The sequence below is a fragment of the Palleronia sp. genome, assembly GCF_042089775.1.
Taxonomy (GTDB): Bacteria; Pseudomonadota; Alphaproteobacteria; order Rhodobacterales; family Rhodobacteraceae; genus Palleronia.
Window position 1 is genome coordinate 13,124 of the sequence record NZ_JBELKF010000024.1, and the last position, 23,264, is coordinate 36,387.

At 64.8% G+C, this 23,264-nt stretch carries 24 protein-coding genes and 1 pseudogene; 16 read left to right on the forward strand and 9 right to left on the reverse strand.

Going from position 1 to position 23,264, the window contains the following annotated elements:
- Nucleotides 1-21: 21 nt before the first annotated feature.
- Entirely contained in the window at nt 22-1,011 is a 990-nt protein-coding gene (locus ACFDS3_RS08390) for an aldo/keto reductase (RefSeq protein ID WP_375261900.1), read from the forward strand.
- Between the two features lie 449 nt (nt 1,012-1,460).
- Here the strand turns inward: ACFDS3_RS08390 and ACFDS3_RS08395 are convergent, their stop codons facing one another.
- Nucleotides 1,461-2,144, reverse strand: coding sequence for a hypothetical protein (locus tag ACFDS3_RS08395; protein WP_375261901.1), 684 nt, complete (start codon nt 2,142-2,144; stop codon nt 1,461-1,463).
- A 480-nt stretch (nt 2,145-2,624) separates the two neighbouring features.
- Between ACFDS3_RS08395 and ACFDS3_RS08400 the strand changes: the two genes are divergently transcribed.
- The 6 genes and pseudogenes from ACFDS3_RS08400 (at nt 2,625) to ACFDS3_RS08425 (ending at nt 8,111) form a co-directional block, all read left to right on the forward strand.
- On the forward strand, nt 2,625-3,920 hold the full coding sequence (locus ACFDS3_RS08400) for an AAA family ATPase (protein WP_375261902.1): 1,296 nt from the start codon (nt 2,625-2,627) through the stop codon (nt 3,918-3,920).
- 13 nt (nt 3,921-3,933) lie between these two features.
- On the forward strand, nt 3,934-5,046 hold the full coding sequence (locus ACFDS3_RS08405) for a ParB/RepB/Spo0J family partition protein (protein ID WP_375261903.1): 1,113 nt from the start codon (nt 3,934-3,936) through the stop codon (nt 5,044-5,046).
- Nucleotides 5,047-5,467: 421 nt separating this feature from the next.
- Entirely contained in the window at nt 5,468-5,698 is a 231-nt protein-coding gene (locus ACFDS3_RS08410) for an AbrB/MazE/SpoVT family DNA-binding domain-containing protein (RefSeq protein ID WP_375261904.1), read from the forward strand.
- Nucleotides 5,695-6,090: a PIN domain-containing protein gene (locus ACFDS3_RS08415; protein WP_375261905.1), complete on the forward strand. Its 396-nt coding sequence runs from the start codon at nt 5,695-5,697 to the stop codon at nt 6,088-6,090. Before ACFDS3_RS08410 ends, ACFDS3_RS08415 begins: the two co-directional genes overlap by 4 nt.
- A gap of 704 nt (nt 6,091-6,794) precedes the next feature.
- Nucleotides 6,795-7,833: pseudogene (locus ACFDS3_RS08420) on the forward strand (LLM class flavin-dependent oxidoreductase).
- 86 nt (nt 7,834-7,919) lie between these two features.
- Entirely contained in the window at nt 7,920-8,111 is a 192-nt protein-coding gene (locus ACFDS3_RS08425; RefSeq protein ID WP_375261906.1) for a hypothetical protein, read from the forward strand.
- A gap of 439 nt (nt 8,112-8,550) precedes the next feature.
- Here the strand turns inward: ACFDS3_RS08425 and ACFDS3_RS08430 are convergent, their stop codons facing one another.
- The 6 genes from ACFDS3_RS08430 to ACFDS3_RS08455 all read right to left on the reverse strand — a co-directional run bounded on the left by ACFDS3_RS08430 (nt 8,551) and on the right by ACFDS3_RS08455 (nt 11,952).
- A complete protein-coding gene (locus ACFDS3_RS08430) occupies nt 8,551-9,624 on the reverse strand; it encodes an aldo/keto reductase (protein ID WP_375261907.1) in 1,074 nt (357 codons plus the stop codon).
- A gap of 43 nt (nt 9,625-9,667) precedes the next feature.
- Nucleotides 9,668-9,940: a hypothetical protein gene (locus ACFDS3_RS08435; protein WP_375261908.1), complete on the reverse strand. Its 273-nt coding sequence runs from the start codon at nt 9,938-9,940 to the stop codon at nt 9,668-9,670.
- Between the two features lie 31 nt (nt 9,941-9,971).
- A complete protein-coding gene (locus tag ACFDS3_RS08440) occupies nt 9,972-10,226 on the reverse strand; it encodes a PfkB family carbohydrate kinase (protein ID WP_375261932.1) in 255 nt (84 codons plus the stop codon).
- Nucleotides 10,227-10,337: 111 nt separating this feature from the next.
- Nucleotides 10,338-11,264 carry an NADP-dependent oxidoreductase gene (locus ACFDS3_RS08445; RefSeq protein ID WP_375261909.1) on the reverse strand — a complete coding sequence of 309 codons (927 nt, stop codon included), beginning with the start codon at nt 11,262-11,264 and terminating at the stop codon, nt 10,338-10,340.
- A gap of 6 nt (nt 11,265-11,270) precedes the next feature.
- Complete coding sequence (locus ACFDS3_RS08450) at nt 11,271-11,459, reverse strand: DUF3008 family protein (protein WP_375261910.1); 189 nt, start codon at nt 11,457-11,459, stop codon at nt 11,271-11,273.
- Nucleotides 11,460-11,556: 97 nt separating this feature from the next.
- Entirely contained in the window at nt 11,557-11,952 is a 396-nt protein-coding gene (locus ACFDS3_RS08455; RefSeq protein ID WP_375261934.1) for a hypothetical protein, read from the reverse strand.
- On the opposite strand from ACFDS3_RS08455, the gene ACFDS3_RS08460 reads away from it, so the two are divergent.
- The 3 genes from ACFDS3_RS08460 (at nt 11,902) to ACFDS3_RS08470 (ending at nt 14,481) form a co-directional block, all read left to right on the forward strand.
- The gene (locus ACFDS3_RS08460) at nt 11,902-12,192 is read left to right on the forward strand and encodes an alcohol dehydrogenase catalytic domain-containing protein (RefSeq protein WP_375261933.1); all 291 of its coding nucleotides are present in this window, start codon (nt 11,902-11,904) and stop codon (nt 12,190-12,192) included. The genes ACFDS3_RS08455 and ACFDS3_RS08460 overlap by 51 nt on opposite strands.
- Nucleotides 12,179-12,958 (forward strand): zinc-binding dehydrogenase, encoded by a 780-nt coding sequence (locus ACFDS3_RS08465; RefSeq protein ID WP_375261911.1) that lies wholly within the window; start codon nt 12,179-12,181, stop codon nt 12,956-12,958. Before ACFDS3_RS08460 ends, ACFDS3_RS08465 begins: the two co-directional genes overlap by 14 nt.
- 287 nt (nt 12,959-13,245) lie before the next feature.
- Complete coding sequence (locus tag ACFDS3_RS08470) at nt 13,246-14,481, forward strand: Gfo/Idh/MocA family protein (RefSeq protein ID WP_375261913.1); 1,236 nt, start codon at nt 13,246-13,248, stop codon at nt 14,479-14,481.
- Between the two features lie 138 nt (nt 14,482-14,619).
- On the opposite strand, the gene ACFDS3_RS08475 is transcribed toward ACFDS3_RS08470, so the two are convergent.
- The gene (locus ACFDS3_RS08475; RefSeq protein ID WP_375261914.1) at nt 14,620-14,895 is read right to left on the reverse strand and encodes a hypothetical protein; all 276 of its coding nucleotides are present in this window, start codon (nt 14,893-14,895) and stop codon (nt 14,620-14,622) included.
- A gap of 131 nt (nt 14,896-15,026) precedes the next feature.
- Nucleotides 15,027-15,929: a LysR substrate-binding domain-containing protein gene (locus ACFDS3_RS08480; RefSeq protein ID WP_375261915.1), complete on the reverse strand. Its 903-nt coding sequence runs from the start codon at nt 15,927-15,929 to the stop codon at nt 15,027-15,029.
- Between the two features lie 150 nt (nt 15,930-16,079).
- On the opposite strand from ACFDS3_RS08480, the gene ACFDS3_RS08485 reads away from it, so the two are divergent.
- The 6 genes from ACFDS3_RS08485 to ACFDS3_RS08510 all read left to right on the forward strand — a co-directional run bounded on the left by ACFDS3_RS08485 (nt 16,080) and on the right by ACFDS3_RS08510 (nt 23,011).
- Nucleotides 16,080-16,850, forward strand: coding sequence for an HAD-IIA family hydrolase (locus ACFDS3_RS08485; protein ID WP_375261916.1), 771 nt, complete (start codon nt 16,080-16,082; stop codon nt 16,848-16,850).
- Entirely contained in the window at nt 16,850-17,779 is a 930-nt protein-coding gene (locus tag ACFDS3_RS08490) for an ABC transporter permease (protein WP_375261917.1), read from the forward strand. Before ACFDS3_RS08485 ends, ACFDS3_RS08490 begins: the two co-directional genes overlap by 1 nt.
- Nucleotides 17,780-17,783: 4 nt before the next feature.
- The gene (locus ACFDS3_RS08495) at nt 17,784-18,665 is read left to right on the forward strand and encodes an ABC transporter permease (protein WP_375261918.1); all 882 of its coding nucleotides are present in this window, start codon (nt 17,784-17,786) and stop codon (nt 18,663-18,665) included.
- Nucleotides 18,666-18,726: 61 nt separating this feature from the next.
- Nucleotides 18,727-20,277 (forward strand): ABC transporter substrate-binding protein, encoded by a 1,551-nt coding sequence (locus ACFDS3_RS08500; protein ID WP_375261919.1) that lies wholly within the window; start codon nt 18,727-18,729, stop codon nt 20,275-20,277.
- 68 nt (nt 20,278-20,345) lie between these two features.
- A complete protein-coding gene (locus tag ACFDS3_RS08505; protein WP_375261920.1) occupies nt 20,346-21,218 on the forward strand; it encodes a metallophosphoesterase family protein in 873 nt (290 codons plus the stop codon).
- Nucleotides 21,215-23,011 carry an ABC transporter ATP-binding protein gene (locus ACFDS3_RS08510; RefSeq protein WP_375261921.1) on the forward strand — a complete coding sequence of 599 codons (1,797 nt, stop codon included), beginning with the start codon at nt 21,215-21,217 and terminating at the stop codon, nt 23,009-23,011. Before ACFDS3_RS08505 ends, ACFDS3_RS08510 begins: the two co-directional genes overlap by 4 nt.
- Nucleotides 23,012-23,264 lie beyond the last annotated feature (253 nt).

Below are 23,264 nucleotides of genomic sequence, written 5' to 3' on the forward strand. Positions count from 1 at the left end.
GCGGTATCTGACGGAGAGATCATGATTGCCACACGCGACTTCGGATCAACGGGCTGGACAGTGTCGGAGATCGGCTTCGGCGCCTGGGCCATCGGCGGGACCTGGGGCGACGTCTCCGAAGAGGACGCGCACGCCGCACTGGAGGCCGCTCTCGACCAGGGCGTGAGCTTCATCGACACTGCCGACGTCTACGGCGACGGCCGGTCCGAGAGGATCATCGGTGAGGTGCTGGCGGCCCGCGACGGTCCACGCCCCGTCGTGGCCACCAAGCTCGGCCGGCGCCTCTCGCCGCATGTCGCCGGGGGCTACACGGCCGACGCCATGGAGGGCTTCGTCGACCGCAGCCTGAAGAACCTGCGCATGGACAGGCTCGACCTCGTCCAGCTGCACTGCCCGCCCACCGAAGTCTTCTACACTCCCGAGGTGTTCGACGCCCTCGAGCGCATGGTCGAGGACGGCCGCATCCAACATTACGGCGTTTCCGTGGAAAAGGTGGAAGAGGGTCTCAAGGCACTGGCCTACCCCAACCTCGCCTCTGTGCAGATCATCTACAACATGTTCCGCCAGCGCCCTCAGGACCTGTTCCTCGCCGAAGCGAAGCGCGCCGGCGTCGCGGTGATCGCGCGCGTCCCCCTGGCGAGCGGGCTTCTCACCGGCAAGATGTCCCGCGAGAGCACCTTCGATCCCGAGGATCATCGGAACTTCAACCGCCAGGGCGAGGCGTTCGATGTGGGCGAGACCTTCGCCGGCGTACCCTTCGACGTGGCCCTCGACGCGGTCGAGGCCCTGCGCGAGGTGCTTTCCCCCGACGTGCCGATGGCGCAGATGGCCCTGCGGTGGATCCTGATGCAAGACGGTGTGACCGTGGCGATCCCCGGCGCCAAGTCGCCGCAGCAGGCCCGCGCCAATGCCGCTGCGAGCGCCCTGCCCCCTCTTGCCGATGAGCAAATGCGCGAAATCCGCGAGATCTATGAGCGCGACATCGCTCCCCACGTCCACCAGCGCTGGTAGCACGGCAGGACATCTGCGGCCCGCGCGGCGGAGGAGTGCCACTTCCGCTGTCGCGGGACGTTTTCCGCGCCAAGCCGGGTCTCGCGGACGACCAAAACTGCGTTCCGCTTGATCGGGGTGCGCAGATCGTCGAAGCGCCGGGCGATAAGAACGGCCGGCTTGCGCACACTAGGTTGCTCTGTACCCGGCGGTATTTCGAACTCATGCGGAAGTGCCGCTCGTCGATCGCGGCGAACTCGTCATTTCCGAGGATGTCGGCGGTTGGAGGGAAATCGAACCGCTTCAACCGCCGACCTCTTCTGCCTGCAATTATGTCCTGTAAGGTTGCAAGATCGGAGTGCCACGCCGCACAATCCACGCCCCAAGCCGTCGTTTGTGATGGTGGGTTCGTCAATCAAAGCACTACGCGGCGCAGGTTCCTGATCGCGAACATCCTGCCATTCTACGTGTCAAACCTCGAGCCGCACTGACGAAATGGACGGATCGATCGACCGGACGGCCGCCAGAACGCGCGCCAGCAGGTGGGTTTCGACGTAGGTCGCGTGAAACCGGGACGGAGCGGACAGAACCATCCGCCCTGCCCCACAATCCAGCTCGGTTAACACGTGGAGCCAAGCGCCATATTCAGCCGCGCCTTGTCCGTGCAGGATCTCTTGCGCCGCGCTCCAGGTCGTGCCGTCCGCAGCCGGTTCTGCGATCGGACGCAGGGGCACGACGTTGGTCTTCACGACCGGCGCGCCGCTTTCACCGGGCGCCATCCGCGCCACAAAATCCGGGCCAATCTTCGTCCAGTCTGGCCGCGTGTCCGCCATCATCCGGTCGAGGTCCAAGCCGTAGAGGCTGACCCGTCCTCGCGCGCCCTGCCGCTTTGTGACCAGCCACCCCATCGTGCGGAACTTTGCCATCTCGCGCTTTACAGTCCGCGGGTCAACGGACCAGAGGCGAGCGATCTCGTCCTGGCCCATAGAAAGCTCGTCGCGTTGCCAGTTGTACCGCGTCGTGACGAGCGTCATAAGCCGCAGGACCTGCCGTTGCTTCGTTTTGTCCTGCCCCAGTGCAAATACCATGAGCGCAGACAATATGTCGTATTTACGAGACCCTGCCCCGGCCCCCGCCGGCCGTGCGACCTGCATGTCCATCTCCTGCCCCGCTTGCTGCGGTTTCGCCTCGTGCTGCCGGGCCGTTTGGCGGCCTCTTCCTGATCAAAGCCACGTTAAGGCAACGTTCTTTACCAGCGCCTCTGCATTTGCGTCCGATGCTCCGATTCTGTCAAGCGCAGAGTCTCAGGCGATGTCGAACCTGAACCTATTGAATGTAATGAGATGGTGATAATGGTGAAGGGGGACATACTCGGTGTCCCCTCTTAGAGGCAGTTTTGTCCCCCGATACGTCTCGCCTTGGCCCTAGGTGTCCCTCAGTTATCCGACGCACCTAGCAGATCTACCGGCGGGGCGGGTTGGGCTGCGATTCGTGTTCCCTCGCCCTGCCCTGCTGGCAAACCTTCCCCGCGGGGAAGAGCGAACCTTAACGTTAGACGGTCTTTACGCGAACGCCAAATTCGGCGTAATTCGCAAAGGCAACGGAATTAGCGTTGGGAAGAATCAGGGGCAGGCATGTACACCCACGAAGACCTCGCGCGGCTGCAGGCACAGTCGCTCAAGATGCAGGGCTGGATCAGACAGCAGACCTTCTCGCCTGAGAACGCGAAGCGGCTAAGGCGCTTCTCGTCATGGGAGGTGTCCGAGCTGATCTTCGGCATTAACCAGTCCACCTTCCGCGGCCGGCTGGCGGCCGATCCCAGCCTTCCTGGCGGCGAGGTCGAGCCAGACGGGCGGCAGCGATGGTTCAGTCTAGAGGAGATCAACGAGCTGCGTCGCCGCATGAAGATCAATCGGAAGTCACTGATGCCGCCGCGCCCCTCGGGGAAAAGAGCTGTCCGCGCGGCCGTCGCGAATTTTAAAGGCGGTGCGGGGAAATCGACGGTCGCGCTGCACTTGGCTCATGCCGCTGCGCTCGACGGGTACCGGGTACTTTGCGTAGATTTCGATCCACAGGCAACCCTGTCGCATTCGATGGGGCTGACGGACGTGGCCGAGGATTATACGGTCTGGGGCATAATGGCCCGCGACCTGATCCGTGAAACCGACCGTATGAACGCCGGCGCGTCGGCTGCCGCCAGCGGCAGCGCCCTGCCCCAGCGACGCATCCCGCAGTCGATCCGCGACATGGGACTCGACGATTTGCGCCACGCCGATTTCATCAAGTCGACCGCATGGTCTACGATCGACATTGTGCCGTCCTGCGCCAACGCCGCTTTCGTTGAATTCGCTTCCGCCCAGTACCGGCATCTTAATCCCGAATGGTCGTTTTTCGCCGCAGTGTCCCGCTATCTCGACGATCTGGCGGATGACGATTACGACCTCATCATATTCGATTGCCCGCCAGCCATCGGCTACCAGTCGATGAACGCCGTCTTCGCGGCGGACATGCTCTATATTCCTTCTGGACCCGGCTACTGGGAATACGACTCGACCACGTCCTTCATCGGACAGCTCGCAGAGGCGCTCGAGGACCTTAGCCATGGCTTTGACGGGACCTTCCCCGCGGGGAAGATGGAGCTGCCCAAGGCGTTCCGCGACATCCGTTTTCTGATGACTCGCTACGAGCCCGGCAATGAGCTGCACCGCGCGATGTTCGAAGCCTTCCAGAAAGTCTTTGGGCCTCATGTTCTGGAACACCCGGTGGAGATGACGCGCGCGGTTGAGCAATCGGGGCGCTTTCTCAGCTCTGTCTATGAGATCGATTACCGCGAGATGACGCGCGAAACCTGGCGCCGCGCCCGCGCCAGTTTCGACCGGGCCTATTCGGAGTTCCGCGGCTGCGTACAGTGCGTTTGGGACGATTTGTAAGCGAGGACGATGCATGGCGAAGAAGCGCAGGATGTTTGATATTGAGATGCCGGAAGGCGATGCGCCCGTTTCGGATCCGTCATCTGAGGAGAAGACCTTCCCCGCGGGGAAGGTCGAGCAGGAGCGGCGCCGTGGCCCTATGGCGGCCGCAATCCGCGAGACGGCAGAATCAGCGCGTGAGCGTCAGGAGGCCGAGACGAGAATCCGCGCCGAGAACGACGCATTGGCACACGAGCATATGCGCCTCAAGCGGCTGGGTCTGGTTGTCGATCTAATCCCGCTGGATAGGATCGACACAACAAAGCTTGTGCGCGACCGGCAGCCGGGTGAGGATCCCGAGCTGGACGAGCTGAAAGAATCGATCCGGTCGCTGGGGCTTTCGAACCCGATCCGCGTGGAAGAGGCAGCGAACGGACGCTTCGAGCTGGTTCAAGGTTATCGCCGACTGTCGGCCTATCACGCGTTGCTGGGCGAGACGGGCGAGCCTGAACGGTGGGGCCGAATTCCGGCGGCGATCTGGGGGGCGGGCGAAAGTCTCGATTCGCTGTATCGCCGGATGGTGGACGAAAATCTCGTGCGCAAGGACGTCTCCTTCGCCGAGATGGCGCAGCTCGCTCTGGATTATGCCGGCGATCCAAACGTGACCGAAACTGATCCCGACCGTGCAGTGGCCGAGCTGTTCAAGTCCGCCGGCTATCAGAAGCGCAGCTATATCCGGTCGTTCATCCGCTTGGTGGACCGGCTGGGACCGGTGCTGAAGCACAAGCGTGAGATACCTCGATCGCTGGGGGTGGCGCTGGTCGCACGGATGGATTCGGTGGAGAACTTGGCGCCAGCTATCGCCGCCGAGCTGAAAGACTGGGACGGTCGCAGCGCTGCAGACGAACTGGGCGTTCTTCGCCGGTTCTCAGGGCAGGGGGACCATGCCGCGGCGGCAAAGCCTAAGGCGGCCAGATCTGCTGCGGGCAAGGCCAAAACCAGCTTCCAGATCGAACGGCCTGAAGGCCGCGCCCGCTGCACCGCCGCTGCCGGTCGCCTCGAGGTGAAACTGGATCGCGACTTTTCTACCGTTGACCGGCGCAAGCTGGAACAGGCGGTGCGTAAGCTTCTCGACACGCTCGACTGACCTTCCCCGCGGGGAAGGTCTCACCTTCACGGGGCGGCCGACGCTACCGCGCCCAACTGTGCCGTGAGCCAGGCTGTCGCGCTCGGCGGCGATTGCTGCCCGGCATCCCGGAAGGTCACAGCGCTTGTTCATGCCGACACCCCACGTGGTGACGGCGAGGGAAAGGGCAACTCGACGGAGCGGCCGCTGTAGCTGTAGCTGTAGCTGTAGCTGTAGATCGATGCACAGTTCGCCTCTGCAATTCCAGAAGGGCGTTGAGCGGGAGCAGCATGTCCAAAGCGGCGCACGTTTTGCGGAAGCCGATAGCGGTCGCCGGCGTGGAAGGGTAGGGGATTCGTCGCTTTCTCTGACGCTTGACGCTTACCAAGGCTCGGCATTACTTTTCGCAGGTAAGTAGTGGCTTTGGGCATGGAGTAAGGCAGTGCAGGAATCGGGTGTAACGGCAAAGGGGCAGACGACCTTGCCGCGCAGTGTGCGGCAGGCGCTTGGCGTATCACCGGGGGACCGGTTGCGGTATTTGGTGCTGGATGGCGGCGAGGTGCGGATCCTCAAGCTGCGCCCTGTGTCCGAGCTCGGCGGCATGTTGAAGACGGATAGATCAGTGTCGCTAGACGAGATGGAAGCAGCGATAAGAGCCTCTGCCGGCACATGATCGGCATCGACACGAATGTGCTGGTCCGGTTCCTCGTGGATGACGACCCGGGGCAGGGAAGGGCCGCGCGTGCCCTGTTCGGTCGCTTGACGGAGGCCGTGCCGGGCTTTCTGCCGCGCGAGGTGATACTGGAATCAGCCTGGGTGCTTGACCGGGCTTACGGCTTCCCACGCGAACGAATTGCGGCGGCGCTGTCGGCCCTACTGGAGGTGCCGGAGGTCGTAGTCGAGGACGCCGACGAGGTGGGTCTCGCACTCCACCGTTACCGCAAGGGCGGCCCGGGTTTTGCGGATCATCTGATCCAGGTGATCAGCATGGCCGCGGGATGCGAGACAGTAATGACCTTCGACCGAAAGGCGGGCGCAATGCCCGGCGCGACCTTATTGACCTGATTGGGACCGCTCACGTCTCTTCAATCTGGAGAGGCCCGGCTCTGGACGTTCGCTTGGAGCGCTTCCGGAAGAGCCAGTACCAATGTCGGTCTGCTCCACTGACGCTCTCCAAGCCATCGCTGTCGTGCCATTCATGCTCTTGCTTGATTTCTGGACTACAGGTTCATCGTCGGCCTGTTCGGTTCTGACGCTACCGTGCCGCTGCGAGGGGCGATCGGGGGCGGCACGCGGATCATCTCGATGCGCGCCTAGAGACCCCGCAAACGGCCAGTCCACCGATGGGGCGGAGATTTCCGTGACGAGAGGGCTGATTCCGGCCGGATCGGGTGATGAGCGTGACGCCACTACCGGTCTTTCGGGGCCGTCGCTTCTACGTCCGATAAGGCAAGCTTACTGGACATACTGACGAGCGGCAGAGGGCGGCGGTTCGGTGGCTTCAGCGCTCACTAAAGCGCCGCTGCGCCTTGGTCGCCGCTGACCGGATTTCCCGCCGATGCCGGCATCCCGCAGCCAGGGCCAAAGCTCCTGATGATCGCCGCTCTGCGCTTTTGCCTCCAGGTCCACCTGCCAGCTGAAGGTCCACACCTGCTGTTCACCAGCGCAGCATGGTCCTTTGCTGTCGATCGCCGCACGCTATGGTCGCCTTGTTGAAGCGTTGTGCAGCCTCGCATAGGGGTTTGCGCCAGATCGGAGGGGGGCGACGCATGAAGAAGATTGGATTTCTGTCTTTCGGCCACTGGAGCCCTTCGGGGGTCTCACAGACGCGCTCTTGCAGTCGATCGACCTGTCCGTCGCTGCGTAGGGACTCGGGACGGACGGCGCCTATTTCCGGGTGCATCACTTCGCCCGGCAGCTTGCCTCGCCATTCCCGCTGCTGGCTGCGATCGGCGCGCGGACGCAGCGCACCGCGATCGGCACTGCCGTGATCGACATGCGCTACGAAAACCCGCTCTACATGACCGAGGATGCAGGCGCGGCCGACCTGATCTCCGGCGGCCGGCTTCAGATCGGCATCAGCCGGGGATCGCCCGAGCAGGTGATCGATGGCTGGCGCCATTTCGGATATCAGCCGCCCGAGGGCATGACCGATGCCGAGATGGGTCGGCAGCATGCCGAGGTATTCCTCGACGTACTGCGGGGGAAGGGTTCGCGCAGCCCAACCCGAGCCCGATGTTTCCGAACCCGCCTGGACTTCTGCGCGTCGAGCCGCACTCGGAGGGCCTGCGGGACCGGATCTGGTGGGGCGCGGGATCGAACGCGACGGCGACTTAGGCAGCGCGGCTCGGCATGAACCTGCAAAGCTCGACGCTCAAGGACGACGAGACGGGAGAGCCGTTCCACGTTCAGCAGGCCAAACAGATCCGGGGCTACCGCGCGGCGTGGAAAGAGGCGGGACATCAGCGGACGCCGAGGGTTTCGGTCAGCCGCAGCATCTTCGCGATCGTCTCGGATCAGGACCGGGCGTATTTCGGGCGCGGAAACCAAGGGCGGGACCAGATAGGCTATCTCGACGCGCAGACGCGGGCGATTTTCGGCCGCAGCTATGCCGACGAACCCGAGAGGCTGGTCACACAGCTGGCCGAGGACGAGGCCATCGCCGAGGCGGATACATTGTTGCTGACGGTCCCGAACCAGCTCGGAGTTGACTACAACGCCCATGTCATCGAGGCGATCCTGAAGCACGTCGCGCCGGCGCTCGCTGGCGGTGAGATGGTGAGCAGGACGGGACTTCCCCGCCGGTAGGGCGGTGAGCCTCGGGCGAGGGGAGGGAGGAACCCCACCTGCTCCGGCCCGTTAATTTGCCGAGTGTCCTGAGAGGAGTTTGCGTCGTGAGTGACAAGAAGTCGACGGGTCCGAATGCCCGGCCGAAAGATGCAACCATAGCCCAGACGGGTGAAGGTCTCCCGGACGATTCCTCGGATCTTCCCGAAGGTGCCGGGGATGCCGACAAAGAGAAGGCCCGCGCGAGTCTGGATCGACTGGAGCATGACCAGGACGGGGGCGACACGACGGAAGAGTGACAGGCATCAGCCGCCGCTGGGCCAGGCCACCTTCGACTGACGGTTTCCGACGAGGGGCAGGGCCTGCCGCCGGATTTCGATGCGGCGGATCTCAAGAGCCTTGGGATGAAACTGATCGACACCCTTGGTCGCCAGATTGGTGGGCGCTCGGATTGGCAGGGCACTGAACCCGGCACGCGCTTCGCGCTGGAATTCTTCGTGAAGAAACGTCCCGTGCCGTAGGTCTGATGCGGCGGAGCCTCTGATCAAGACGGCTGGCCTTTCCGCAAATGGTGACGCGAACAACTTGCGTAATGGCCGTCGACATTCTTGCGGATCCTGCCCGGCGGGGCGCGGGCCCAGGCACTATTCACGGGTGGTATCCAGCAGCACTCAAGCCGCCGGTGCCGCAGCCAGATCTCTACTGCGGACATCGGGCGGAGAATATCGGAGACCTATTTTAGGCCCATGGTCTCGCGCATGGCTTCGAGCAATTCGCGGTCGGCCGGCTCAGACGGTCCGTGCCGTTCATCGCGCGGTGCCAGTAGGGATAGATCGGCGCAGGACGCGTGGCTGTTTCGATCCGCGCGATCTCGTCGTCAGTGAGCGCAAGGTCGGGTGCCGCGAGGTTGTCCCTCAGCTGGTCCTCGTTGCGCGCGGCGATGACGAGGTTGTCGACCCCGGGGCGCCTCAAGAGCCACGCCAGCGTCACCCGCGCGGCCGAGGCATCATGCGCCTCGCCGATCTCGACCAGAAGGTCGATGATGTCGTAGAGGCGCTCCTTGTCGTTGATCCATGGCTCAGGCCAGCCTGTTCCCTGCCGGTGGTTCTCGTCCAAAGGCTGATTGCGGCGGAGCTTCCCGGTCAGCAGACCTTGCCCGAGCGGGCTCCAGATCGACGTCGCGAGGCCCTGATCGCGGCCGAAGGGGATCAGCTCGTATTCCGCTTCGCGGCTTTCAGGCGTGTAGTAGATCTGCTGGCTTACGGGGCGGTGCGTGCCAATCGCATCCGCCGTGGCAACGGCCTTCATGCTCTGCCAGCCGTTGAAGTTCGACAGCCCGCAATAGCGCACCTTTCCGTGCTCGATCAGCGTGTCCATGGCGGCCAGAGATTCCTCGATCGGCGTCACGCCATCCCACATGTGCAGGTAATACAGGTCGATGTGATCGGTTCCGAGGCGCTTCAGGCTCGCCTCGCAGGCGCGGATCAGGTGATAGCGCGAGGCACCGCCAGAGTTTGGCCCGCCCCCGACGGGAAAGCGGGCTTTGGAGGTTATCAGAAGATCCTCTGGCCACCCGCCCTTGGACTGCGACAATGCCTCGCCAACGGTTTCTTCGGCGACGCCCTTGGAATATAGGTCAGCGGTGTCGATCATGTTGACACCGGCCTCGCACGCAATGTCGATCAAGCGTCGGGCTTGCGTCGCGTCGACTTGGCCGGTCTTCTCGAAGCCGTTGGCGCCGCCGAAGGGAATGGTGCCGAGGATCAAGTCGGACACCATGAGGCCGCTGTTGCCGAGGGGGCGATATTGCATCGAATGTCTCTCCGTCACTGTGTGGCAATCCTATGGACCGTGGTCAGGCCGGACGAGTCTCATACCGCCCATGCCAGCCCGGCATCGCCGCATCGGGACCGTCCACGGCGATATCCGTCGATGTTTCGGCTTCGGTCGCGTCCGGCACCACCACATCCACCAAGGATAGGAGCTGGTCCAAAACCTGATCGGCCGGCGACGGGTCGAGAAGTAGGCATAGCCCGCTGCGGAGCGGCGCTTGCGCCGCAGCGCGAGCAATGAACTCCGGCACCTCGCAATCCAGCACAAGGATGCAGCCGTCCCGCGCGGCGCTCACCACCTCGTCGAGAGGCGGTAGCGTTCTTCGTTCAGGCCTCGTTCGCGCCTGACGCCAAGACGTTCCCTTTCTTGCCATCCGGGGGAACGGTGATGACGGAGATGGCCGTTTCCGCATCTTCGACGCGCGGGACAGGGTCAGGGTTGATCGGCGTCTGTCGCAAGGAGGCGAGGGTCTGCTCGGCCAGATCGTCATCACCGACCCGCCACAGCAGCACCGCCTCCCGGCCGAGCTTTTGCGCCAAGTAGGTGACTTTCGCCGTCTTGCCGCCGCCAACGCGCGAAATTCCGTGCCAGGAGCGTCTCGCTCACGTCAGGGCGCTTATCGATGCCCATCTGGAAATTAGCCTTGATACTGCCGAGCAACAGCACGACCGGGGGATTCGAAGCGCCGGTACTCACGGAAAGGTCAGGACGATCTTGCCCTGGATATGCTCCTGCTCCAGCTTGTCCTGCGCCTCGGCCGCGCGCTCGAGAGGCAGCGTCTCGCTCACCACGGGCCGCAGCTGTCCCTTGAGAACCAGCCGGCCGATCTCCTCGAGCTGCATTCCGTCCGGCTGGACGAGGAAGCGGGCCGTTCGTGCCTTCTTCTCGCGCGCCTTCTCCTCCGAGGGCTCTTCAAGAGTCGAGACCATGGCGCCGCCGGATTTCAGCACGGCCCAGGACCGGTCCTGCGTTTCCCCTCCGATCAGGTCGACCACGAGGTCCACCTCGTCGATCTCATCCTCGAAGCGCTGGTTGCGATAGTCGATCACCATGTCGGCGCCGAGCTCGTGCAACAGCGACACGTCCTCCGCCGCCGCGGTGGTGGCGACCCACGCGCCCCGGGCCTTGGCGATCTGTATAGCGAAATGGCCGACACCGCCGGCACCGCCATGGATCAGGACGCGCTGGCCGTTGCGGAGTTGCCCGTGATCGACAAGTGCCTGCCAGGCAGTCAGCCCCGCAAGCGGAATTGCGGCGGCCTGTTCATGTCCGAGTCCGTCCGGCACGGCGGCTGCATCGCCGGCATTCACGATCGCATGTTCGACATAGCCACCGCCCGTGCTGATCATGGCGTGAACAAGTGCGCCCTTCCCGAAGCTTTCTGCGCCTTCCCCGACCGCGTCCACGACGCCCGAGACGTCGCGCCCCATCGTGAACGGCAGGTCATCGGCACCGACCATCGGATAGCCGCCCTGGCGGATCTTGTAGTCGACAGGATTCACACTGGCCGCGTGGACGCGGATCCTCAGTTCGCCGGGGCCGGGCTCCGGGGTAGGAATGTCGTCGAATTGCAGTACGTCCGACGCGCCGAACTCGTGAATGCGGATTGCAATGGACATGGGACCTCAGGAGTTGCTGTCGTGTTCGGGCTTGCTCTTGCGGTCGCTCGAGGCAAAATCCTCGAGCTGATCCTCGCTCATGCTGTCGTACATGTCGCGGGCGGGACCTTCGAGATCGCTGACCTTGGTTTCGCCGCGCTTGGCGGACAGGGCGGCACCGGCGGCCTTCTGCTGTGCTTTGGATTTTGCGGGCATCGGGATATCCTTCGAAAGGAGAGCCGTTTCGACACCTGAACACCGGCTCTGCGCCGATGTTCCGAAAAGCCGCTCGCGTCGCGAGCTGCCGCCAGTCTTACGACAAGGTCGTCAACCCGCGATGGTGGTAGCGCGGCGCGAGTCGCGAGCGCGTTTGTCCCGCGCCAGCATGTCGGCCAAGGCCATCGTAGGACAGCGCGGCAAGGCGATTCGTCTTCTTCAGGTGTTCGCCGTGGCCGGAACAACAACGGGAGGTGACGTTGGCGACGAACTTGCGGCGGTCGAGCCGGTCCCGAACATCAAAGGAGCTTTTCGATGAAGGCAGTCGTTTCATGGCGTGGGCGACATCCGCCTCGATGATGTCCCCGATCCCACGATCGAAGAGCCGACCGACGCGGTAATCCGGATCACCGCATCGGCGATCTGCGGTACAGATCTGCACATGGTGCGCGGCACCTTCTCCGGCATGGAGCCAGGCACGATCGTCGGCCACGAGGCAGTCGGCGTTGTCGAGGAACTGGGGCCGATGGTGCGCAACCTTTCGGTGGGGGATCGGGTCGTGGTGATGTCCACAATCGCTTGCGGCCACTGCTCCTACTGTCGGGCGGGCTACTACTCGCAATGCGACAACGCCAATCCTCACGGCAACCGGGCCCACCGGTCCGTTCCACGGGCTGCAGGCCGAGAAGGCGCGGATCCCTTACGCTCACATTGGGTTGGTGAAGCTGCCTGAAGAAGTGCCCGACGAGCAGGCGATCATGATCTCGGACATCTTTCCCACGGGGCATTTCGGCGCCGAGGCGGCCGAGATCAAGGAGGGCGACACCGTCGCCGTCTTCGGCTGCGGTCCCGTCGGCCAGGCCGCCATCGCTTCGGCCAAGCTGTTCGGGGCCAGCCGCGTCATTGCGATTGACCGTCTGCCGGACCGTCTGGACATGGCGCGGCGGCAGGGGGCTGAGTGCATCAATTTCGATGAAGAGGATCCGGTCGAGACAATCGTGAAGCTGACCGGCGGCATCGGAGTTGACCGTGTGATCGATGCGGTTGGCGTCGATGCGCAGCACGCCGATCATGGTCCGGCAGCCGAAAAGGCCGAGGAACAGTCTGAGACGTTCGAGAAGCAGATCGGGACGGTCGCGCCCGAACAGAACCCTCAGGGCGATCTCTGGGTGCCGGGCGATGCACCGGGCCAGGCGCTGCAATGGGGCGTCCAGGCGCTGGCCAAGGCTGGCACGCTGTCGATCATCGGGGTCTATCCGCCCAACATGACCGACTTCCCGATCGGGCAGGCGATGAACAAGAACCTGACGATGAAGATGGGCAACTGCCCGCACCGCAAATACGGCCCTTACCTTGTCGAGCTGGTACGGACCGGTGCGATCGACCCGGTCAAGATCCTCACCCAGATGGAGCCCATGACCGACGCGATCTCGGCCTACGAGGCCTTCGACAAGCGCGAGCCCGGCTGGATCAAGGTCGAGCTCGAAGCTGCCGACTGAACGGCGGGGCCACCGGCCCCGCTTCCTCCCTGTCAGCTTCATGAGGCAGCCGCTGGTTCATTTGGAAGCACCTGTCGGCACGGTGGACATGCCGCCTCTTCGAGCCAGTGGTAGAGCCGGTTCTCTCCGCAACTGGCAGCACGCGGATCCTCACGATGAGTGGCGCGCAATCATTCTGGCCAAATCAGCCGCCTCCGGGTTTGATCGCTTCTGAATGCTCAGAGAGGCGGCCCGGAACACGACCGCGCATCGCTCGTTGCCTATTCATTCAAGTAACGAGTGGTCCCATGTCCCAAGACAACATCAGCCTACCGCCTCTGTCGCGCCGCGGCTTTCTTGCCGGTGCCGGCGGGACCGTAGCGGGTCTCACTGCCGCCAATGCAGCAAACGGCCAGCCGCAGAACCTGCCCAGCATTCCGGATGAAGCGACCGGCCGACCATTCCCGGAAGCCGAATTGCAGATGCCCCTGCCGCCGGAGGAACGGCTCGGCTGGGCTGTGGTCGGCTTGGGATCGTTCGCTCTGAACCACGTGATCCCCGCCATCACCCGATCGCAGACCTGCGAACTCACCGCCCTCGTCTCGGGCAATGCCGATAAGGCTGCCCGTGTGGCCGAGAATTACGGCGTCCCGGACGCGAGCATCTACAGCTACGACAACTTCGACGACATCGCGAACGACGAGAACATCGACATCGTCTACATCGTCCTGCCGAACGGGCTGCACGCAGAATATACCATCCGCGCCCTTGAAGCAGGCAAGCACGTGATGTGCGAAAAGCCCATGGCGAACACGGTTCAGGAATGCCGCGACATGATCGCTGCCGCAGAGGCAGCGGATCGCAAGCTCATGATCGCCTATCGCGCCCATTTCGAGCCGCACAACCAGCGTGCGCTCCAGATGAAACGGGATGGCGAGTTCGGCGACGTGAAGATGCTCCTGGGGCATACGATGCGTACGCTCGACCTGTCGCGGCCGCGCGACGAGTGGCGCGTCCTGCGCGACCTGGCGGGAGGCGGATCCATGATGGATATCGGGATCTATGCGCTCAACGGGGCGCTCTATTTCCTGGAAGAGACGCCGACGAGGCTTGTCGCGACGATCGAGAACCCACCGGACGATGTGCGGTTTCAGGAGGTCGAGGACATGCTGACGGTGCAGATGGGCTTCGGCTCGGGTGCGCTCGCAAATCTCGCCACCTCCTACACCATGAACGAGAACCGCATCCAGCTGCTGGGCACCCGAGGTTCAGGCCTTCTGAACCCGGCGACATCCTACAGCGGAAACGAGCTGATAGAGATTGGAGACCTCGGCAGCCGAACCGTTCCCGTCGGGCAGACGGCCGCGACGCAATTCACTGGCGAGATCGACCACCTCTCCCGTGCGGTCCTGGAGGATTTCGAGCCGCGGACTCCGGGCGCCATGGGTCTGCGCGACGTTGCCTTGATCAAGGCGATGTATGCATCTGCAGAGCGCAATAGCTGGGTGGAACTGAACCCGGACGGCACATTGGTCGAAGCATGACCGTGTGCCGCCGCATCCGGGGCGTCATGCACCCAGACGTCGACGGGGACGGATCACGCCAGGCCGCGCGTCCTACCGTCGGTGTTGCGCCGATGGCTCGCCTTCGCCGAAGGCGGCGCCGGTGCGCCCGCCCTCCACTCAAGCATCGAGACCGAGGACAGGGTAGAGGGATGCCACCAGCAGGGCGGCCTTGGTGAAGTTGAAGACCCGGAGCCGGGTCGTGTTCGACAGGTGTTGCCGGACTACCGTTCCGATCCAGGCCCAGACGGAGATCGCCGGGAAGCAGACGACAGCGAAGGCGCCGGCCACGATGGCCACAGACAAGAGCGATCGAAGCATCAGGTTGTTGGGACCCGGCGTGACAGTGGCGACGAATGCGAAGCCCAGAAGGGCGGTCAAGACAGTGAAGCTCACGGGATTTGCCCCTCGGTTGGTTCGCCGCAACCTTACGGCTATTGTCCCGCAAGGTTGGCGGCTCCGGAGCACACCTGAAATGATCGTTGCACAAGGAGGCGGAGAGGCTTGGACCGACGTCGTACCTATGTTCACGTCAAAGACACGTATTCTCGCGCGGCACTGAAGAACAGGTTGATCAGAGGGGTTGCGTCGTCGGCCAGCGAAAAGATGGTTTCGCTTACGGCGGATTGCATGTCTGCAATGGGGATGCGCCGAACCGTGTCGGATCTGTAGGTGCTGTGCCTCCACATGAACCCCGCCCCGATCCCGAGCGCCACCGCCTCGTAAACCGCATCGCGCGTGTCCGCGACAAGGCGCGGCTCTGGCGCGAGCGCTGCCCTGAGGAGCGCGCGGTCCACCATCCGCTGGGTCGAAGATCCTTGTGACCGGAAGATCAGTGGTTGGCTCGCCAGTTCGGCCAGCGAAACTTCTGATCGTTCTGCGAGCGGACTCGCCGCCGCTACGATCGCGACGACCTCCTGTGTCAGGACCGGCTCGCTGCGAAAGCGCCGGTCCGCAGGAATGTCGGGCAGCATCGCCACGTCCACGTCTCGGCGCAACAGCGCGGCCATGATGTCGCGATGCGATCCGGTCTGCACCGTGACGCTCAATGTCGGGTGGCGCTGTAACATCGTGCCGATGATGGCGATGCCGGGCATGGAGTTGCCCAGGCCCACCCGAAGCTTCGAGCCGCCGCTCATGGTGCGGCGCTCGAGCAGGCGGACGGCTTCCCGTTCGGCCTCCTGAATGCCGACGCCTATGTCGCAGAGTTCAGCGCAGAGCGCCGTCGGCTGCAGGGCGCCCTGCACGCGGTCGAACAGGTGGACCTGGTAAGCGGCCTGAAGCTCTCGCACCTGCTGGGCGACGGCCGAATGGGACAGGCCAAGCCTGCGTGCCGCGGCAGCAAAGGACCCTTCTTCCGCGACCGCAGTAAGAGCGCGCAGGCGCGCCAAGGTCAGAGGACGCGGGGGCAGTTGAACTTCTTCCTTCATGAATCGCAGGCTTAACCTTCGTCTGTAACACGCAGGTCACAGACCACGGCCACAGGTGCTTTCGTCGCCCGCGTCCCTCGGTTCCGGCAAGACAATCAGACACCGCGCTCGGCGCAACCTGGGTACGGCCCCGGAAAGGAAGGCTTTGGCATGATACAGCCGATCGGACTTGACGAGTTCCTCTCTGGGCCCTGGCCGGACAGAGCATGCATTCTGGCTGACCTCGATGGATGCCTGCTGTCGGGCGACGTGCCGCTCCCGCATGTGGAGGACCTCTTTGCCCGGTGCGCCGATCGGCTGTGGGTGGTCTCCAACAACTCGACGGACACGCCAGAGACACTTTCGCGGCGGCTGGCCGGCCTGGGTCTTCCGCTTCCGGCAGAGCGCATCCTGCTCGCGGGGGCCGAAACGCTCCGCATGCTCGCACGGACCCGGCCGGACGCGCGGATCGCGCTCTTCGCCGCGCCGCCGTTGCTGGCCTTTGCGCGGGTGCTCGGGCTGGTGCTCGACCGGGTGAATCCTGACGTGATGGTGCTAGCGCGCGACACCGGGCTGCGATTTGACGACCTGGCGCAGGCGGTTCGGCTGGTCCACGCTGAAACGCCGGTGATCCTCACCAATCCCGATCCCACTCACCCGGACCCGCAGGGCCTGCCAGTGCCCGAGACCGGTGCCATCTGGGCGGCGATCGCAGCCGCGGTGCCCACGGCGCGAGCCCAGACCTTCGGCAAGCCCAAGCCCGCGCTTGTCGTCGAGGCGTTGCGCCGGGCAGACTTCCCCGCCAGCAGCGCCGTGTTCATCGGCGACACCTCTGCCACCGATGGCGAGGCCGCCCACGCTGCCGGGATCGAGTTTGTGCTCCTGCGCCGCCCGGGCGCGTCGGTCGAACCCACCTCGCGGCACCTGGTCGGGACGCCGTGATGTTCGGTTACGCGGCCCGAACCCTTCTGAGGATGGCGATAACGTTCCTGGTGATCGTCACGCTGGTCTTCTTTGCGACGCGCCTTTCGGGCGACGCGGCGGACTTCGTGCTGGGCGACAGCATCACCCAGCAGGACCGGGCCTTGCTGATCGACTACTACGGCCTGAACGAGCCGATCTGGTCGCAATACCTCGCCTTCCTGCGCGCCTTCATCGACGGCGAGTTCGGCCTGTCCTTCATTGAGCGCAGGCCCGTCGCCCAGATCGTGGCCGAGCGGCTGTGGCCGTCGGCACAGCTCTTGCTGTCCGCGACTGCGCTCACGGTGCTTCTGGCGATTCCGATGGGCGTGGCCGCCGCGATCTGGCGCGACCGCTGGATCGGCAGCGCGGTCATGTCGTTCGCCTTCCTCGCCTATGCCATCCCAAACTTCGTCCTCGCGATCCTGATGATCCTGGTCTTCGCCTATTGGCTGAACTGGCTGCCGGTCGTGGGCAACGCGACCCCCCTGCACTTCATCATGCCGACGATCACCCTTTCGGGCATCCTGATCGCGGCGCTCACCCGGTTCACCCGCAACGCGATGCTGGATGTGCTGGGCCAGGACTTCATGCGAACCGCGCGGGCCAAGGGGCTGTCCGAAGCTGCGGTGATCCTGCGCCACGGATTGCGGAACGCGGGGATCACGGTGCTTTCGGTGGTCGGCCTTCAGGTGGCGAGCCTCGCCGCCGCGGGATCGGTCGTCGTCGAGTCGATCTTCGCCTGGCCGGGCATCGGCGACCTGCTGGTGAATGCCGCACTCCGGCGCGACTACCCGGTGCTGCAGTTCGGCGTCGTCACGGTCGCCTTCGCCGTCATCGTCATCAACGCGCTCGTGGACCTCGGCTATGCCTGGGCCGATCCGCGCCTGCGCCGCACGGGGAGAGGCTGAGATCATGAGCGATGCCACCGCCAAGCGGCCCGAGCCCGTCATGTCCCGCGCCTGGCGCGAGGCCGATCCGATCTGCAAGGCGGCGCTGGTCTGTGCGCTGGTTCTGGCCGTGCTCGCGCTGTTCGCGCCCTGGATCGCGCCGCACGAGCCGACGGCTCAGAGCCTGCTGTCGCGCCTGCGTCCCCCCGTCGGCTTTGAGCGTGCGGACCCGCGGTTCCTGTTGGGGACGGACGAGCTGGGGCGCGACATCCTCGCGCGCAGCCTCTACGGCTTGCGGCTGACGCTGATGCTGGCCCTGCTGGGGGCCACGCTGGGGCTGCTGATCGGCGCCACGCTCGGAGTCGTCGCCGGCGTTGCAGGACGCCGCGTCGATGCCGCGATCATGGCCGCCGTGGATGCGCAGATCGCCATCCCGTTCACCCTGGTGGCCATCTTCTGCCTCGCGCTGCTGGGCAGTTCGCTGCCGGTCATGATCGTCGTCCTCGGGCTTGCGTACTGGGAGCAGTACGCCCGTATCATCCGCGGCGACGTGCGGCGGCTGATGCGCATGCCGTTCGTCGAAGCCGCCCGCGCGGCCGGAGCCGGGCCGCGCCGCATTGCGGTGGTTCACCTGCTGCCGAACATCGTCTCGCCGCTGGTCGTGCAGTTCACGCTCAGCCTGTCGAACATCATCCTGCTGGAAAGCACGTTGTCGTTCCTCGGCCTCGGGGTGCAGCCACCGACCGCCACGCTGGGCGCGATGGTGGGCGTCGGCCGCACCTACATGCCGACCGCTCCGTGGATCGTTCTCGCCCCGGCGCTGCTGATCCTTCTCATCACCTTTTCGGTCCAGATCATCGGCGACTGGTTACGCGACCAGGCCGATGTCCGGCTCCGATCGAGATGAACCACAAGACGGGCCGGCAAGGTCCGCGCCACCAGAACCCTTGACCCACCGGAGACCACACATGAAACGCCTTCTCCTCGCCAGCGCAATGAGCGCGATCGCCGGCACCGCCTGGGCCGCCGAGATCACCGTCGCCGCCTCGAGCGTGGCGCCGTATCTCGACCCCGGGCGCGACCACTCCAACGTCGGTTCGCAGTTCTACTACAACGCCTTCGATCCGCTGATCGAGCGCGACTACAGCCAGATGGAGCCCGTATGGGAACCGGGTCTCGCGACCGAATGGGAACTGATCGAGCCCACCGTCATGGAGCTGAAGCTCCGCGAGGGCGTGACCTTCCACAATGGCGAAGAGATGACCGCCGACGACGTCGTCTTCTCGCTCAATCGGATGTATCAGGCGACCTTCCCGGACTACCAGGTCCGCGCCCGCGATCGGCTGGACAACTTCGTCCGGGCCGAGAAGGTCGACGACTACACCGTGCGCGTCCATTCCGAGCGCGAAGAACCCCTGTGGGAGACGTTGCTGAACCTGCAGCAGGTCTTCATTATTCCCGAGGATTACACCAAGGCGTTGGCCGGCGATCCGAACGAGGCCGAGAACGACGACTACGAAGCCTTCTCGCTCGCGCCTGTCGGCACCGGCCCCTACGAGATCGCCAAGTTCGTGCCCGGCCAGCGCATCGTCTACGAGCGGTTCGACGAGTTCTGGGGCGAGGCCGCGCCGCTTGACCGCGCCACCGTCGTCGCGGTCCCGGAGGTCGCCTCGCGCATCACCGCGATCCGCACCGGCGAGGCCGACCTCGCCACCAACATCGCCCCCGACCAGCTCGCGCTGATCGAAGGCGATTCCTCGATGAAGGCTGTCGGCGGCGTGACGCCGCTCTTTCACGTCATGATCATGAATGTGAACCACCCCGTGCTCGAGGATCCGCGCATCCGCCAGGCGCTGTCGCTCGCCATCGACCGGGACCTGCTGAACGAGACCCTCTGGCTGGGCATGGCCGAGGTCCCCTCGACCCACACGATGAAGGAGTTCGGCGACCTCTACATGCCCGAGCTGCAGACCTTCGAATACGATCCCGAGCGGGCGCGAAAGCTTCTCGAAGAAGCCGGCTATGATGGGGAGGAGATCGTCTACGACACCCATTCCGGGTACTACACCAACGGCCTTCTCGCCGCGCAGGCGATCATGGAGATGTGGGACGCGGTCGGCGTCAACGGCCGCGTCAACGTGACCGAGGAATGGACCACCTGCGTGCCCGAGATGATGACGCGCAACTGGTCGAACCCGATGTATTTTCCCGACCCGTTCGGCAGCTTCGGCGTGATGTGGGCGCCGGACGGCCCGTCCGAAGGCTGCGGCCGCTTCGACACCGACGAGGCCTATGCCGAGGCGTGGGAACGCTTCCGCTTCTCGCAGGACGTGGAAGAGCGCCGCGCGGCCTATGCCGAACTGATGGAGCGGATCAAGCAGGACCCGCCGGTTCTGCCGCTTTACCAGCCCTATGAAAGCTGGGCCATGCGCACCGATCTGGACTGGGCGCCGAAGCCCGGCCACATCCCCTACGTGCTGGATTTCCGCGCCGGCTCCATCTCGATGGCCACGAACTGATCCGGCCCTCCGGCCCGCCGCATCACGCGGCGGGCCATCCCTGCAGCCGCAAGACACGGTAACCTTCCATGACCCTCCGCCTCGCCGTCGTCAGCGACATTCATCACGGCCTTCCCGCAGGCACCAAGCGTGGCGATGCCGCGCTGCCGCTGCTGGAGGAGTTCGCGCACTTCGCCCGCGACGCGGATGCGCATCACGTGCTCGACCTGGGCGACCGCATCTCGGACAGCGACCACGACACCGACATTCGGCTGGAAACCGAAGTGGCCGAGGGGTTTCGCGCGGTCGAGGCGCCCGTCTGGCACCTCAACGGCAATCATGACCGCGACTTCCTCAGCGTCGCCGAAAACGAGGAAATCCTCGGGCAGCCGATGGGGCACGAGGTCCACGACCTCGGCGACTGGCGGATTGTCCTGTGGCGCGCCGACACCAGGATCCACCGCGGCACCGACGGAACCGCCTTTGTCCTGCGCGAGGACGATCTCGTCTGGCTGTCGCGCACGATGCAGGCCGCGGACCGGCCGACGCTGGTGGTCAGCCACGTCCCGGTCTCGGGCCACTCCCAGCTCGGGAACTACTGGTTCCAGAACAATCCCGGTCTTTCGACCTATCCTATGGCTGACCGTGCCCGCGCCGCGCTTGCCCTGGCGCGGGTGCCGGTGGTTTGCCTTTCGGGCCATGTGCATTGGAACACGCTGACCCGGGTGGACGGCATCACGCATCTGACCCAGCAGTCGCTGACCGAAAGCTTCACCACCGCCGGCACGCCCGCCGGGGCCATGGGCCTGCTGGAACTGGGCGAGACGGTGCGTTGGCAGGTTCACGGCGCCGATCCTTTTGAGACGGTGTTTCGGCCAACCGCCCTGCGCTGGACACCGCCGCTTCCGCAATTCGCAGCGCATCCGGAGATGCGCGGGCGCCATCCCCGGGCCGATCCATGACATCATCCACACTCCTGTCGGTCGAGAACCTCTCGATTGCCTTCGGCGCCCATCAGGCGGTTCGCGATCTGTCCTTCACGGTCGCCGCTGGAGAGACCGTGGCCCTGGTCGGCGAATCCGGATCGGGCAAGTCGGCCAGCGCGCTGGCGATCCTGCGGCTGATCGAGCGCGAGGGCGGCCAGATCACCGGCGGTCGCATCGCATTGCATGGGCACGACCCCGTGGTGCTGACCGAAATCGATCAGCGTGCCCTCAGGGCAATCCGCGGCAATCGCATCTCGATGGTCTTTCAGGAGCCGATGACGGCCCTGAACCCGGTGATGTCGATCGGCGAACAGCTGAAGGAAGTGTTGTACCTGCACCAGCGCCTTACCGGGTCCCGGGCGCGCCAGGCCGCGCTTGCCGCCCTCGACCAGGTGCGGATCCCCGATCCTGAACGACGCTTGGGACAGTTCCCCCACGAGCTGTCGGGTGGGCTGCGCCAGCGGGTGATGATCGCCATGGCGCTGGCCTGCCGACCGGAACTGCTGATCGCGGATGAGCCCACGACCGCGCTCGACGTAACCACGCAGGCCGAGATCCTGCAGTTGATCCGCGACCTCCAGACCGAGATCGGGATGGCGGTGCTTTTCATCACGCACGACATGGGGGTGGTGGCCAGCGTGGCCGAACGTGCGGTCGTCCTGCGCGGCGGAGAGAAGATCGAAGAGGCCGCCGTCACCGATCTCTTTGCCCGGCCGCAAGCCGCCTATACCCGGGCGCTGATGCAGGCTGCGCCGCGGCTTGGGGCCGGTGCCCCTCCGGCGCCCCGCGATCCGGCGCCGGTTCTGCAGGTCGAAAACCTTTCGCTCAGCTTCCCTGTGCACCGCTCTCTGCTTCCCGGCCGCGACCTGGACTTCCACGCGGTCAGCGACGTTTCGCTGGCCGTCGGACGGGGCGAAACGCTCGGGCTCGTTGGCGAATCCGGGTGCGGCAAATCCTCGCTCGCGCGGGCGATCATGCGGCTGGTGGAACCCGACCGAGGACGCATCCGCCTGGAAGGGCAGGAGCTGACCGGCCTCGACAGCGGCGCGCTGCGCCGCTCGCGGTCACGCATGCAGATGGTCTTTCAGGACCCCTTCGCCAGCCTCAACCCGCGCCTGCCGGTGCGCGACCTCATCACCGAGCCGGCGCATATCCGCCGCGCGATGAGCCGCGCCGAACGCGCCGAACTGGCCGCCGACCTGCTCGAGAAGGTGGGGTTGGAGCGGAGCGCCCTTGGTCGATACGCGCACCAGTTTTCCGGCGGGCAGCGCCAGCGCCTTTCGATCGCCCGCGCACTCTCTGCCGGACCTGCGCTGGTGATTGCGGACGAGGCCGTCTCGGCGCTCGACGTCTCCATCGCCCGCCAGGTGACCGACCTGATGAAGCGGCTGCAGGACGAGGAGGGGCTTTCCTTCCTGTTCATCTCGCACGACATCGCCGTGGTCGAGCGTGTCAGTCACCGCATCGCGGTGATGTGGGCAGGCCGCATTGTCGAGACGGGACCGACGCAAAGTGTGCTGACCTCGCCGGTCCATCCCTACACCAGGCGACTCCTGTCGTCCGTTCCGCTGCCCGAACCGGGCCACGCGCTCCGCACCCTGCCGCCGCCGCGGCAGACGCCTCCTCAGCTGTTCGCGCCGGGTCTTCTTCCTCCCGCCGGAAAGCTCGTCGAGATTGCCAAGGATCATTTCGCTGAAGTGGAAGTCACCGAGGAGACTGCGACGCGCGGAAATCGAACTGTCGAGCAAGTACGCGCGGTCCTCGCTTAGCTGCCGACTGTGGGTGTTGCAAACTAACTGGCGAACCCCTCGGCCTCAGCGCTCGGCGCGCCGTCAGCATCCGCCGAGCGGCGTAGCTCGCCGTGTCGGTGAGCAGATTGATGACAAATGCTGCGTGAGAGTGCCGAAGGCGCGCTGGTGTATCGCAGCGGTCCGGCGCATCCACGGCTACGTGCATCGTCGCTCCAGTTTTGTTCGCTCCGAGCCTCATGCGTTCTCTGGACAGGGAGCGGATCGCGTGACC

Bases quoted from the DNA above. Each gene is read 5' to 3' on its own strand.
- ACFDS3_RS08415 (WP_375261905.1), top strand. From the start codon at position 5,695: ATGATCGGCATCGACACGAATGTGCTGGTCCGGTTCCTCGTGGATGAC.
- ACFDS3_RS08400 (WP_375261902.1), top strand. From the start codon at position 2,625: ATGTACACCCACGAAGACCTCGCGCGGCTGCAGGCACAGTCGCTCAAG.
- ACFDS3_RS08500 (WP_375261919.1), top strand. From the start codon at position 18,727: ATGAAACGCCTTCTCCTCGCCAGCGCAATGAGCGCGATCGCCGGCACC.
- ACFDS3_RS08510 (WP_375261921.1), top strand. From the start codon at position 21,215: ATGACATCATCCACACTCCTGTCGGTCGAGAACCTCTCGATTGCCTTC.
- ACFDS3_RS08445 (WP_375261909.1), bottom strand. From the start codon at position 11,264: ATGTCCATTGCAATCCGCATTCACGAGTTCGGCGCGTCGGACGTACTG.
- ACFDS3_RS08495 (WP_375261918.1), top strand. From the start codon at position 17,784: ATGAGCGATGCCACCGCCAAGCGGCCCGAGCCCGTCATGTCCCGCGCC.
- ACFDS3_RS08395 (WP_375261901.1), bottom strand. From the start codon at position 2,144: ATGCAGGTCGCACGGCCGGCGGGGGCCGGGGCAGGGTCTCGTAAATAC.
- ACFDS3_RS08480 (WP_375261915.1), bottom strand. From the start codon at position 15,929: ATGAAGGAAGAAGTTCAACTGCCCCCGCGTCCTCTGACCTTGGCGCGC.
- ACFDS3_RS08485 (WP_375261916.1), top strand. From the start codon at position 16,080: ATGATACAGCCGATCGGACTTGACGAGTTCCTCTCTGGGCCCTGGCCG.
- ACFDS3_RS08490 (WP_375261917.1), top strand. From the start codon at position 16,850: ATGTTCGGTTACGCGGCCCGAACCCTTCTGAGGATGGCGATAACGTTC.
- ACFDS3_RS08390 (WP_375261900.1), top strand. From the start codon at position 22: ATGATTGCCACACGCGACTTCGGATCAACGGGCTGGACAGTGTCGGAG.
- ACFDS3_RS08430 (WP_375261907.1), bottom strand. From the start codon at position 9,624: ATGCAATATCGCCCCCTCGGCAACAGCGGCCTCATGGTGTCCGACTTG.
- ACFDS3_RS08470 (WP_375261913.1), top strand. From the start codon at position 13,246: ATGTCCCAAGACAACATCAGCCTACCGCCTCTGTCGCGCCGCGGCTTT.
- ACFDS3_RS08405 (WP_375261903.1), top strand. From the start codon at position 3,934: ATGGCGAAGAAGCGCAGGATGTTTGATATTGAGATGCCGGAAGGCGAT.
- ACFDS3_RS08460 (WP_375261933.1), top strand. From the start codon at position 11,902: ATGGTGCGCGGCACCTTCTCCGGCATGGAGCCAGGCACGATCGTCGGC.
- ACFDS3_RS08450 (WP_375261910.1), bottom strand. From the start codon at position 11,459: ATGCCCGCAAAATCCAAAGCACAGCAGAAGGCCGCCGGTGCCGCCCTG.
- ACFDS3_RS08505 (WP_375261920.1), top strand. From the start codon at position 20,346: ATGACCCTCCGCCTCGCCGTCGTCAGCGACATTCATCACGGCCTTCCC.